This is a genomic window from Marivita sp. (assembly GCF_051251565.1).
GTDB lineage: Bacteria > Pseudomonadota > Alphaproteobacteria > Rhodobacterales > Rhodobacteraceae > Marivita.
The window spans coordinates 15,891-27,439 of record NZ_JBPOFB010000025.1; the positions used below are offsets into that span (position 1 = coordinate 15,891).

Genomic DNA, 11,549 nt, shown 5'->3' on the forward strand with positions numbered 1-11,549 from the left:
TCAGAACTCCCGTCCACGCAGGGCGGCCACGGCACCAGCCTCGGTCGTGAACCCACCAGTCTCACGGGTAATGCAGATATGATCGTCGCCCTTGCGGATGGTGTAGGCGTCCCGCACGCCGGTGACCCGCACGACCGCACCTTGCGTCTGGCTGTTCTGGGTGATCTCGTAGCCTTGGGCGTTCAAGCCGAAGATCGAAGGCCGCACGCCGGACCGGAATTCAAAGAAGGTCGAGCGCCCATCATTCCAGACCCGCACCGGGCGGATCGCACCGCTGCCCGCGAACTGATAGCCGGTATCTCGGCCTCCAGCCGCAAGCTGGCGCCCGGCGGGGCGCTCGTCGGGAAAGTTTACGACGACCCGGAAAGATTGTGTCCGCGAGCGTCCCTCTGTCAGATAGAAGGCGACAGCGCGGCGGTTGGTAAAAATCGTCAGGTTTGTCGCGGCCCGTGCCTCGACAGGCTTGATCGAGATCGTATTGCGGTTTGACAGAACCTCCACTTCATAGGACGCGGAGTCACCGATCAGGACTTGATTGATCCGTTCGCCAGGACCGAGTTCGATTGATGTGTTTACCCGAAGGTGGGTGTCGATCCGGATCACATCCGTAGGGTTGAAGGTCACGTGGCGAACGCGGGCGTCCTGACCCATGGTGACCGGTGCGCGCTCCGCCAAGGCGGGGGTTCCGAGCAACCCGCCGACCGTTGCGATGGCAATTATAAAGGTTTTCATGAATTATTCTCGTGTCAATGTTTCGGCATCGACCCGGTAAGCGGTCACCGAGAAGCCAAGGGGATTTTCCCAAACGCGTGTCAGGGAGCGTTCGCGGCGGGGGGCAAATTCAAACCCTACGGTGGCGATGAATGTTTGCGTGACGGGGGTCTGGTTGGGTCGGGTGAGGCGTTTGTCGAACCGGATCTGGGCCACTTCGTCTTGCAGGAAGGTGATCGCCCGCACGCGGACATCGACCTGCGCATTCGCGCCATAGCTGCGCGGTGGATAATTCTCGGACCCCGTGGTCCAGAGTTCTATCAGCGAGGCGCGCGCTGGCCCGCTAGAGCGCCGCTGGACACTTTCGAGCCGTTCCTGAATGCCGTTCCTGAAATAGCTTTCGCGGTCGCTGATATAGCTGACAAGCAAGGATTCCTTGATCGCTTCCTCATCGGTGATACCGGTCGGCTGAACCTGATAGATGCGTTCTGCTGCACCCGACGTGCTGTCGACGAGGACCGTAAACACTTCGGTTTCGCGCAGGGGCAACATAACCGTAATGGTCAGGGCCAACAGCACGGATACGGCGCAGGAACAGCCCGCAACGATCCATGCGGCGCGCGCTGCCCGGCGCGGACCCATCACCAAATCGATATCGAAATCACTCATGACTATCCCTTCTTCATCTTTCCGGCGAGCTTGACCGCGCCGCCCGCATAGCTCCCGGCACGGGCCGCGCTGGACGATCGGTCGGAGACGCCCTGTCCCTGAAGTCCTGCGTTGAAGCCCCGTCGCATGTCATCGCCGCCCCGGATCGCGGCACCGGTATTGCGCCACGCGTTCCCGGGCATCCGCGCGGCATTTGCACCGATCGAGGCGAGGCCGATGTTCGTGGCGGCAAGCCCTTGCGCGAAAGTTGGCACGAGCAACATCAGGCCGGCGCCGATCATCATCACCACGACGAACGAAATCGCGTCCCCGAGTGTTTCGACGCTGTCGAGGCTATCAGGTGCGACAGCTTCACCCGTCGCTATGGTGAAGCCAGCCATGGCAGCCACTAACAGCGGCACAAAGGAAAAACCGATGGCGAGTTTGACCCATGCCTCGAACAGCGGCGCCGATTGTTTGAATAATGTGCAAGCCACGACTACAGGTGCGATGGCGATCAATACCGCCAACATGATCTTGGCGGCCGACAGAACGATGATGGTGATCGTCGCCATGGCGGCGGCCACAAGAAACATGACCACGCTGGTCATGGCACCGGCCAGCCAGCCTCCATTCTGGCTGATCGCCTGCCCGACATTCAGGGCTTGGGAGTAGAGACCGTCTATGCCGTCATAAAGGTTTGTGACATCACCACCTGAGAGGGAGTTGAGAATACCTGCACCAAGTTCGGCAGGAGCATTTGTCAGCGCATCGTACGGAACAGAAAGGTTTGCGTAGATCAAAAACACATTGACCAGCACAATGCGCAGCCCTACCGACACGATTGTGGAAACCGAGAGCGGCACGGCTTGCAGACCCACATTTGCGCCTACAAGAACGACCACCAACACAGATGCGGTCTGTACAACCGGGCGTACTGCGGCAACCGTATCAGCATACGTGTCAGCTGCCACGCCCGCGACAGTGGCATCTACCAATGCCAGAACCTCAGCGATTATGGCCATCCTTAACTACCACACCGCTCCAATTGGAAGTTCTGATAGCGCTCGTTTACATCTGACCAATCGCTGCGACGGTATTTGCGAAAGACGCTGAAATCGCTGGTAATTGCATCCTGCGCCGCTTTGCCAATCCGTTCCTGCGTAAACGCATCGAGCGACCCGAGATCATAGATGCAGCCGCAGAAGCCCTGCGACATTGCAAGCTCTCTCAGGTCTGTGCCGAAGCCCCACCGAACCGCTCCTCGAAAAATCTCGTTGCCGAAAAACTCAGTGTCCGGATAGCTGAAGGTGCAGGTTTGCGGCTTCGGGAACATCAAGAGCCCTCTTGCCTGTACCTCGCGCATCAGATCGAGGAGGCGTTCTTCTTCCCCATTTTCGGTGGCAGTGACGACCCCCCCGAGCAACGTATCGTCGGGCAGGTCTTGCAAGTCTTCAGCCCAGGCACTGCCTGTTAGGGCGGTAAAAACTGCAACTGCTTTGAGTGATGTATTCAAGGGTCAGTCCTCGGCGCCGGAGAAATCAAAGAAGGAGCGTGTGCGCGCCTGCTCGGCCGCGAAATCAATGCCGTTTTGACCTTGCGCCAAGCCTTGGGCGGCATTCAGGCGCCACATCTGGCCCAGCATGTAATTCGTCTCCGCGGCCATACGCGTGTTGAGATCGATCGATTCCTTGAGCGTTTCCTGATCGCCAATCGCTTCCACTAGCCCATCGATACGCTCGATGCTCTGGGCGGCTTCCTCGTAGGAAATTTGGGCTTGCCCGATAACCATGGCATTGGCGGCCGCCAGATCGGCTATGGCAGCGCCTTGTGGGTTCCCGACGTCGTTCAGCTCGGTGAGTTTTTCTGAGGTGAACCCCGCACTGGCCATGGTCTCGCGCATGGCATCTGCGGCGCGGCGCTCACCCATGGTGACGTCGCCATCGAGCAGATCGTCCAGCAGGCTGTCAAAATCCCCGAGTGACAGGTTGTCCATGAAACCCGATAGATCGGTGATCTTCTGGGCGCGGGCACGCAGGTCCTCCACATCGTTGTAGAGGGCTGCGATTTCATTCAGGCCGGTAATTGAACCCAGGACGTCATCAAGAAGGCCCTGAATATCAGTGAGGCGCTCGATCTGGGTGCGCAATTCCTCGATTTGCTGGAGCTGGTTTTCCGCATCGCGCAGCGCGGCCTGCAGCTGCTCGATATTCTGCGCGAGGTTCGATCCATCGATCACAGGCACACCTTGAGCGAAGGCAGGAGGCAGGTGGGCCGCCATGAGTGTGCCCGCGACAATAATTGCGGCAATGCGGGTGTCAGCCCTCATCGGAATACCTCCAGAAAGTGGATTGCTCTAGGTGATCGGCGGCCTCGGTCAAACCTTGTGCCGCTTCGACTTTCACGTGGGTCGCGCGCAGACGCAGCGTCAGCGCGATGAGCCGCGCCCGTTCAGCAAGCATATAGGTGGAGCGGTCCAGCGCCTCTTTTGCGTTACCGGGCGGATCTTCACGCAAAAGCGCCGCGATCCTCGTCATGGCCTGATCGATCTGGGTGCCCATGTAGGCGCCATAGCCGACCGAGGCATCCGCCCAGTTGCCCCAGGCGGCCGAGGCACCATCGAAGCCCGCCAGTGACCCTGTCATGTCGACGCCGGTGATGGTGCCAAGATAGTCGTTGTAATAGCCGTTGATGCGCCGGACGTAGGTCTGGGTTTCCTCGAAAGGAGGCACACCACCATACTCGAGAACACGGCCAGGACCTGCATTATAGGCCGCCAGAGCGTGATCGATCCGACCGAAGCGGTTCAGTTGCGTGAGAATGTAGCGTGCGCCACCGTCCAGGTTTTCCCAAGGATCATACGGGTTCACACCGAGATCCGATGCTGTGCCCGGCATGAGCTGGCAAAAACCGCGCGCACCCACGGGGGAGACGGCTGCATTGTTGAAACGACTTTCCTGCTTGATCAGTGACTGAAACAGGATACGCCATGTCAGTGGCGTAAGTCCGGCGGCCGCAACACCGGGATGACCTTCATAGCGCCGCGCCACCGTGATGATCATGCGCTCCACGTCGCTTGGCTCACCGAAGAGGCGATCGGCATCAGGATGATTTTCCTGAACTGGGTAGGTCTCGGCAGCGCTCGACCAGCCGGGCCCACCAGCCTCGAACCCACTCAGGTCGGTGACACCGGTGGTCTCCGCCAGGAAACGCTCATAGGCTTCAAGCTGCTCATGATAGATATCCGCTTGTTCCTGGCGGGCGTCGCGCTTCTGGCCCTGCCGCAAGGCGTCGCGTGCGAGCTCTTCGACGCGAGACACAGCGCGGGCAAGGTTGGAGCCATCGATCACTGGCACGCCCTGCGCGGAGGCAAGTGAGCCAAGACCCAAGACCAACGGAACTGCCATTCTAGAAGCTCTGGAAATCACAATGCGCATTCCGTGAAACAAGGTCGGGAGCAGGGGCGGAGAACGCCATCGCGGGCCGCTCAAAACAGGGCGATCGCACGCCTGTTGATGCACCTTCGCAAGCGCTCAGGGCCGTTATGGCGACCAACAGAAAAAATCGTGCTTTCACATCATGTCCTTCCAGAATTCATCTTTCTTGCGCCAATTGGCAGGCGCCTTTTCCTCGCCGGTCTTGCCGCCACCAAGAACAGTAACCAGACCGCCCAAGCCTGCGAGATCGGTATTGACGAACACGCTGTCGGCACCGGAACGGATCAATGCCAGCCGCAATCCGGCTGTCGGGCTGGAAAGAAAATCCGCCTCGCGCGCGTTCAGGCGCAGGATGCTGTAATCCTCCGGATTTGCCCGTGGATTGGGAAACAGGATCTGGGTTGCCACACTTTCCGCGATGATCTGGCCGACCGAACTTTGGTCCAGATGGCCCGGTGTCTGGGTCAACATCATCACCACGCAGTTGCGCTTGCGCATGGTAACCAGCCAGTCATGGAGGCGCTTGACGAAGATATCGTCAGCCAACATCTTCCACGCCTCGTCGATCACAATGATCGTTGGTCTGCGATCCTCGATGACGCGCTCGATACGGCGGAAGAGATAGGCGAGGAGGGCGGAGCGTTCTGCGTCCTGGTCCAGAAGTTCGGTCATGTCGAGACCAAGGACATCCTCGCCAATGGCAATCGACTGGGCACTGGGCCTTGAGAAAAGCCAACCGTACCGGCCGGCTTCTGTCCATTCCCGCACGCGGGACACCAGGTCGCCGTCATCATCGGTAGAAGCCACGAGGCTTGCCAAACCGTCAAAGGTTCTAAGGCCCGGCTCCGCAGCGGCAATCTGACGAACCGCCTCGTTCAGTGCTGCGGTCTGGACCGTCTCAAATGGACGGTGGCGGGCCAGAATGTCGCCGAGCCAATCTGTCAGCCAGGCGGCCCCCCGCGCATCGGTCTCCGTGGTCATCGGGTTAAAGCCGGTGGGCTGGCCCACCTTGATTTCGCTGTAACTGCCACCCAAAGCGCGGATCGCCATCTCCAACCCCTGATCCTTGTCGAAAACGATGACCCGCGCACCCACTCTGCGGGCCTGCGCCATGAGAAAGGCCGTGCCGAGTGTCTTGCCGGAACCGGTGCGGCCCAGAACAAGCGTGTGTCCGACGCTTGGCTCATCGGTCCGGCGCCCCGCTTCGTGAAAGTTGAACCGGTAAAGGCTGGAGGTCACGGTCGGGAAGGCCGTGATCGTCTTGCCCCATGGGCTGGCCTCAGGTCCGCGTCCTGGCCTTGTCTTGTGAAACGCCGCCAGTTCCGCGAAATTGTGCGACGAAACGATCCCGTCACGGATCCGGTAGGTCCAGTTTCCGGGCGCTTGTGCGAAATAGAGCGCCTTTGCAGCCCAGGATTCCCTTACCAAAACGGCACCAGTCTCTTGCCCAGCCCGCCAGATCTCGGAAGCTGCCTGTTCCAGTTCCTCGGCGCTGTCACAGAAGACCTGCACGGAGGCATGATGTGTCCCAAAGGTTGACCGGCCGGATGCCACGGCGTCGGCGGCTTCGATCAATTGCTCTGTCAGGCTGACACCAGCATCCTCAGAAGCACCCCTCTGGCGGAACGTGCGTTGAATGCGCTCAACCATCTCATTGGCGCGCCGCGGCGTAAAAGAGTTGGTGATCGTGATGTCATAGGGCAGTTCCAGCGCGTCAAGCATGGTTGGCCAGGTGCGACTGGGATAGGATTTTATCCCGAAAATCGCGCCGTATCGTGCGCTGCCGCCGCTCTCCAGCTGCATGGTTTTGCCTTGAAAGCTGACGTCGAAATTGCTCATCGTGTCAGCCAACAGCTGCCCGGGCGCCGCGATGATCCTGCCGTAGTTCTGTCCGTGAACCGCGGCCAACACTGCAAGCCAGTCCCCGCTCGAGACTGTCAGGCGCGCTGCACCTGCGTCGGAATACATCGCCATGAGCAGCGTCATGGCCTCTTCCAGGGCAACAATTCGGGTATCGATGTCTTTCTGGAAACCTCGGCCGCTGCCAAGGGCGCCCAGAATCTTCGAGAATGCCTGCGGCATCGACGGCCGCATCAACACTGTCAGGATCAATGTGCGGGCTTTCAGGTCACGTGCGCGCAGGCTTCTCTGCCACGCCGCGTCTACCGCATTTGCAAAAGGCATACCGTCAGGCGCTGCAAGGTCCACGACGTCCGGGCGTGATACCTTGTTGATGTGGAAACCGAAACGCTCGCCCAACTGACTGACGATCCGGGCAAAGCCTTCACTGATCTCATCGATCCGGGTGTCATTGCTGGTGAAGCTGTCGATCCCGCCGAGCGTGACAGACGCCATCAGATCACCCTGCCGAGTCAGGATGACATTGTCTCGTACTGCGGCGATGTAAGGTAGGTGCCGCCCAAGACGCTCGGCTTTCAAAACCTTGTCTCCAAGTGCATCCCGAACAGCTTTGCTGGCAATCAATCCCCGAAACTCACGCGACATAGAGATCGCCCCCATCACCGGATCGCACACTCGTTCGCGGTGTGCACGACATCACCACGTTCAAAATCTGAAACAAATGTGGATTGCGGTCTGCAACCAGCCAAAGCGGTGCGTAGCCCGCGAGGAACACCAGCAGGAACCGCATGTCGTCAACCAGAATGAAAGGGATCACAGATGCGAAAACCAGCGCCACGAAATATCCGATCGGGAGGCCGAATATCCGCGGCGGCTTGGTCAGCCCCAGAAAGAGTGGTGTGTCGCGCATGGAGGTCTCTGCAGCCTGTCAGATCAAGGAGCCGCAAAGCCGTCGATGATGGTCTCGGCCGAAAAGATAAGCACCACGCCGACAAAAACGGCGACGAAGATCGGCCAGTTGAGGCGCCCGAAAAACATCATGACACCGGATCCCACGAGAGCGAGCACGCCGAGGCCACGACCGATCGGACCCGTCACCGCGTCGATGATGTTGTCGATCATGTCAGAGACCGGGCTAAGGTCCTGTGCGAGCGCCGGTGCTGCGGCCACTATCAGCAACGCGGCCAATGCCGCCCGGGTATAGTCGATGCGTTTCATATCTGGTCTCCGATGGATTGGGCATAGACGGCCATGACCTTGCGGACATGGCCTTGGGTTTCGCGGTAGGTGGGAATACCGCCATGGCGCGCCACGGCTTCGGGGCCGGCGTTGTAGGCCGCGAGCGCAAGCTGCGGCGTGCCGAAACGATCAAGTTGTGTCAGCAAGTAGCGGGCGGATCCATGCAGGTTTTGCTCAGGATCATGCGGATCGATGCCAAGCACGCGTGCAGTGTCCGGCATCAACTGCCCAAGCCCGATTGCGCCGACATGCGACCGCGCGCTTGGATCGAATGCGCTTTCAATTGCGATGTTGGCGCGAAAGAATGCGAGCCAGTCGCGAGAGGACATCCCGGCCCTGCGCAGGGCCGGGTGGTCCACGTAGACCGACCCCACATCAAGGATCATAGTCTCGATTTCTGGGCGACCCGATGGGACCCGAGACGGGAAAAGGCGTTGTGAATTAAGAGGGGCAACCTTAGATCGTGTGACAACGTCGCTTTGGTCGGGCTGAGGCCTGGCGAAGTCGAGAACGCTGCTGGTCAGTCGACCAACACGGTCTGGAGCATCGAGATCGATAACGGATTGTGCATGAGTGGAAGGGCCTGAAAGGCCCCAGAGAACGAGGCTAGCCGCTGGTAGGATACCTTGTTGTCTCAAACTCCCACGTGCCTCTCTCACCTTCTCGGAGAGGGCAGCTGAATACCATTGCGTCGAGCTCCAGGCAGAAGCTCATGAGCCCTGCTGCGGTCTTGAAGACGCGTGGTTTCAGATCCCGGTTGGTCACATAGACCGACCGGTGCACACCGTCTTGACCGTCATTGGAGCAGACGAAAACCGTCCAGCCACCCCTATGCGTATTGCCGCCCTTTTCCGGGGCTTCAACGCATTCCACCTCGATCCATGCCCCTCCCTCGATCGCCTCTTGCATGTGCGATGTTAGGATCACGGGGTATTTTGTTCCTGCCATTTTGCCTCCGAAGGAAAGAAGTTCCTACGGAAGTAACCTGCTTTTGCACCGCTTCAAACAGTGCATGTCACAAGATATGCTGCGACGTAGCGGAAAACACTTTAGATGGTCAATAGATATCTTTTGATTGATTGAGATATTTTTTCAGTGCTAGGTCCGACACACGATTCGCCCCCAGATTTTCGGGAGACCACCAGATGTCGCGGTTGCTGGCATGTAGCACATTCATCGCCCTAGCGATCCCAGCAAACGCCGAGACGCTGGCGGTGGACTGCGTGTTGCCGTTGCGGCCGGAGCTGGCGGCCTCGCCTGCGCTCCTGAACGAGTACGGCGACGACATCAGAGCCGAGTTCAACACCTACTTCGATGAGGCGCAAACCTATCTGAATTGCCTCGCCGCAGCATCAGCTTCCGCGCAGGTAGAAGTCCGTTTTGTGCTTGACGCTTACCAGGAGATGTTCCAATGAAACGATGCGAAGAATATGTCAGCAATTATGACATAATTAACATAAATCCTATTACACGCCAATGGCTTAGCCGCAGGGGCGTTTCGTGAGACGGGCCCTGTCAACCGCCGCGATGATCGCGATTGGCCTTGTGCCGCTTGGCCCCCAACAGGTTGTCGCACAAGGCTACCAAATCGATTGCGCAATCCTCTTGTGCCTTGCCGGAGGTTGGCCGTCATCTGTGCCTTGCGCCCGTGCTCGCGCGGAATTCATCCGTCGCATTACGCCTTGGCCAATTGAGCCACCGCTTCAGATCTGGCGTTGCCCCATGCGCGCTGCCATGAACCCCCCAGACCCAGCGCAACGTTTGTACAACCTGGCCAGCGTTCAGACGGACATGTCGTTCAGCCTACATCCTGAGTCAGAAACACTCCATCGCACCCAAGCTGTCGGTGGCGGCGCTGACATCGACATAAGCGGCCCAAGTTTTGATTTCATCCGCTCGATCGATGTCTTTCAGGTCTCAATACGCCAGAGTGAATCCGACAAAGGCGAATGCAACCGCACAGATTTTGTCCGTCACGGCACTTATGACGAGATCGGGCAGTATAATTGGCGCGCAAGCTCGCTGGGTGCGTTGCCTTTGGCGTTTCGAGGCGAAGAGCGCTACGGCGAACATTGTCCGGAGATCTCTATTCGCGCTGTTTTTGTAGACTGGAATGACCATCAGGGTCGCTACGGTTTCGAACAGGTCAATTACTGATCCTGTCGCTCTCAGACGCAAGGAGGAGCATTTCCCAAAAAAGCGAAACCCCCGCAAGGCGGCAACCAAGCGAGGGGCTCAAAGAACAACGGAATTGGCGTTCCGTCCGATCAAATCAAACTGTGATCTCGTTCTAGCAGTCCCGACAGTCAAGGCAATGAAAAAACGTGTCGCTCGCTGGGACACGGATGCCCTGTTGCAGCCTTGTCCCAATTCACAAGGACTAGACATTGAACGTGATCCAAACCCATCTCACCCTGCCGGAAGGCTGGACCAAGGGTGCTGTTATGGCACTAATTTCAGAGGTTGCCCCGCATATAGGCCTGCGCCCGGCGCGCCTCGCAGTTCTGAACTACATCATCGGGCGCACCCGCGCATCCGACTGGACCTCTCCCCATCGTGAACCGGTGTTTTTTGGCGCGCAAGATCTCGCAGCGGTCGAACTTGGCAAGACGTCGCGCCAGTTGCGAACGGATGAGGCCGCGCTGGCCAAGCTTGGGCTGATCGTGAAACGTGTCGCGGCGAATGGGGCCCGCTATGGTCGTGCTGGCCTAGGCTTGATACTGACTCCGCTGATCGCGCGACTGGAAGAGTTCATAGCCCTTCGCGATCGGCTCCGTGCTGAACGGAGGCATTTGCGCGCTTTGAAAGATCTTCGGTCCCTTCGTTTGCGTCACATGAAACGGTGTATCGCCGCCCTGCCCTCCTCGGCTATCAACGATCCTGAGATCGCCAAGATTCTGGCCAGTTTCGATGAATGGCCACGCAGCGATGCGTTAAGCCGTCTCGGTCTGGAGCGGCTCAACGCCCATTTGAAGGCCAGTTCCGATTTGTGCAACAGCCTTGACGACTGGCTTGGAAAACGTGGGCTTTCTTCCGACCAACCAGCGGAAAACTTCCGGCCCTTTACACAGAACACCAGAGAAGAAACTCAAACTGTAAAGACGCCACCCGCTGTGGATAAATCTGGAAGATACGCGGAAATCGCACAGAGTGAATCGCCATCATCAATTCCCTGCCCCGCGCCACCCGCTCTGACGCCAGAGAATCTATATCGCATTGCTGGCGACGGCCTACGCATGATGCTTGACGCGAGCCGAGATCAAAACCGACCTCTCAAAGAGCGCGACATCATCGAGGCGGCCTGGGCGTTGCTGCCGATGCTCGATATCCATACTTCAGTTTGGCACGAGGGCCAGAGCACCTTGGGCGACCACGGGTTGGCTTTTTGCCTACTATTGGTTGATGCGCAGCGAGATCACCCGAGTTATCCAGTTCGCAATCCTGGCGGCTTAATGCGCGAACTGATCCGTCGAGCTAAGGCAGGAAGGCTGGACTTTGATGCAAGCGTTGCGACTCTGCAAAAACGGCGCAATGGGGTGAGGTAGAGTTTCCAACCTGCAACTGAACTTGCCAAATATGAACTCACGCTGAAGCGCAAAGTTCTGATATTGTCTTTTACTCCAATCGGTTGCGTATTTCCATCAACTTGCTCTC

Annotated in this window: 12 protein-coding genes and 1 pseudogene; 3 read left to right on the forward strand and 10 right to left on the reverse strand. The window is 58.5% G+C overall.

What is annotated here, in order from left to right; translation table 11 throughout:
* The 10 genes and pseudogenes from ACSHXH_RS17725 to ACSHXH_RS17770 all read right to left on the reverse strand — a co-directional run.
* Positions 1–732: a TrbG/VirB9 family P-type conjugative transfer protein gene (locus ACSHXH_RS17725; protein ID WP_435673135.1), complete on the reverse strand. Its 732-nt coding sequence runs from the start codon at positions 730–732 to the stop codon at positions 1–3.
* Between the two features lie 3 nt (positions 733–735).
* Positions 736–1,380 (reverse strand): virB8 family protein, encoded by a 645-nt coding sequence (locus ACSHXH_RS17730; protein ID WP_089423509.1) that lies wholly within the window; start codon positions 1,378–1,380, stop codon positions 736–738.
* 2 nt (positions 1,381–1,382) lie between these two features.
* Positions 1,383–2,384, reverse strand: coding sequence for a type IV secretion system protein (locus ACSHXH_RS17735; protein WP_435673136.1), 1,002 nt, complete (start codon positions 2,382–2,384; stop codon positions 1,383–1,385).
* A 2-nt stretch (positions 2,385–2,386) separates the two neighbouring features.
* Positions 2,387–2,875 (reverse strand): hypothetical protein, encoded by a 489-nt coding sequence (locus tag ACSHXH_RS17740; RefSeq protein ID WP_435673137.1) that lies wholly within the window; start codon positions 2,873–2,875, stop codon positions 2,387–2,389.
* A gap of 3 nt (positions 2,876–2,878) precedes the next feature.
* Complete coding sequence (locus ACSHXH_RS17745) at positions 2,879–3,688, reverse strand: type IV secretion system protein (RefSeq protein ID WP_435673138.1); 810 nt, start codon at positions 3,686–3,688, stop codon at positions 2,879–2,881.
* A complete protein-coding gene (locus tag ACSHXH_RS17750; RefSeq protein WP_435673139.1) occupies positions 3,678–4,766 on the reverse strand; it encodes a lytic transglycosylase domain-containing protein in 1,089 nt (362 codons plus the stop codon). Before ACSHXH_RS17750 ends, ACSHXH_RS17745 begins: the two co-directional genes overlap by 11 nt.
* 165 nt (positions 4,767–4,931) lie before the next feature.
* Entirely contained in the window at positions 4,932–7,301 is a 2,370-nt protein-coding gene (locus ACSHXH_RS17755) for a type IV secretion system protein B4 (protein ID WP_435673140.1), read from the reverse strand.
* Positions 7,291–7,566 carry a type IV secretion system protein VirB3 gene (locus tag ACSHXH_RS17760; protein ID WP_435673141.1) on the reverse strand — a complete coding sequence of 92 codons (276 nt, stop codon included), beginning with the start codon at positions 7,564–7,566 and terminating at the stop codon, positions 7,291–7,293. Before ACSHXH_RS17760 ends, ACSHXH_RS17755 begins: the two co-directional genes overlap by 11 nt.
* A gap of 23 nt (positions 7,567–7,589) precedes the next feature.
* The gene (locus tag ACSHXH_RS17765) at positions 7,590–7,874 is read right to left on the reverse strand and encodes a TrbC/VirB2 family protein (protein ID WP_037239483.1); all 285 of its coding nucleotides are present in this window, start codon (positions 7,872–7,874) and stop codon (positions 7,590–7,592) included.
* Positions 7,871–8,257, reverse strand: a pseudogene (locus tag ACSHXH_RS17770) (lytic transglycosylase domain-containing protein); the annotation flags it as partial. The pseudogene ACSHXH_RS17770 and the gene ACSHXH_RS17765, both read right to left, overlap by 4 nt.
* Before the next feature lie 783 nt (positions 8,258–9,040).
* Between ACSHXH_RS17770 and ACSHXH_RS17775 the strand changes: the two are divergent.
* The 3 genes from ACSHXH_RS17775 to repC all read left to right on the forward strand — a co-directional run bounded on the left by ACSHXH_RS17775 (position 9,041) and on the right by repC (position 11,440).
* The gene (locus ACSHXH_RS17775; RefSeq protein WP_435673142.1) at positions 9,041–9,310 is read left to right on the forward strand and encodes a hypothetical protein; all 270 of its coding nucleotides are present in this window, start codon (positions 9,041–9,043) and stop codon (positions 9,308–9,310) included.
* A gap of 319 nt (positions 9,311–9,629) precedes the next feature.
* Complete coding sequence (locus ACSHXH_RS17780; protein WP_435673143.1) at positions 9,630–10,052, forward strand: hypothetical protein; 423 nt, start codon at positions 9,630–9,632, stop codon at positions 10,050–10,052.
* Positions 10,053–10,288: 236 nt separating this feature from the next.
* Positions 10,289–11,440, forward strand: coding sequence for a replication initiation protein RepC (gene repC, locus ACSHXH_RS17785; RefSeq protein ID WP_435673144.1), 1,152 nt, complete (start codon positions 10,289–10,291; stop codon positions 11,438–11,440).
* The last annotated feature ends 109 nt before the right edge of the window (positions 11,441–11,549 follow it).

Coding starts and splice junctions, on each gene's coding strand:
- ACSHXH_RS17775 (WP_435673142.1), top strand. CDS start 9,041: ATGTCGCGGTTGCTGGCATGTAGCACATTCATCGCCCTAGCGATCCCA.
- ACSHXH_RS17780 (WP_435673143.1), top strand. CDS start 9,630: ATGAACCCCCCAGACCCAGCGCAACGTTTGTACAACCTGGCCAGCGTT.
- ACSHXH_RS17765 (WP_037239483.1), bottom strand. CDS start 7,874: ATGAAACGCATCGACTATACCCGGGCGGCATTGGCCGCGTTGCTGATA.
- ACSHXH_RS17755 (WP_435673140.1), bottom strand. CDS start 7,301: ATGTCGCGTGAGTTTCGGGGATTGATTGCCAGCAAAGCTGTTCGGGAT.
- ACSHXH_RS17750 (WP_435673139.1), bottom strand. CDS start 4,766: ATGGCAGTTCCGTTGGTCTTGGGTCTTGGCTCACTTGCCTCCGCGCAG.
- ACSHXH_RS17735 (WP_435673136.1), bottom strand. CDS start 2,384: ATGGCCATAATCGCTGAGGTTCTGGCATTGGTAGATGCCACTGTCGCG.
- ACSHXH_RS17745 (WP_435673138.1), bottom strand. CDS start 3,688: ATGAGGGCTGACACCCGCATTGCCGCAATTATTGTCGCGGGCACACTC.
- ACSHXH_RS17760 (WP_435673141.1), bottom strand. CDS start 7,566: ATGCGCGACACACCACTCTTTCTGGGGCTGACCAAGCCGCCGCGGATA.
- ACSHXH_RS17730 (WP_089423509.1), bottom strand. CDS start 1,380: ATGAGTGATTTCGATATCGATTTGGTGATGGGTCCGCGCCGGGCAGCG.
- ACSHXH_RS17725 (WP_435673135.1), bottom strand. CDS start 732: ATGAAAACCTTTATAATTGCCATCGCAACGGTCGGCGGGTTGCTCGGA.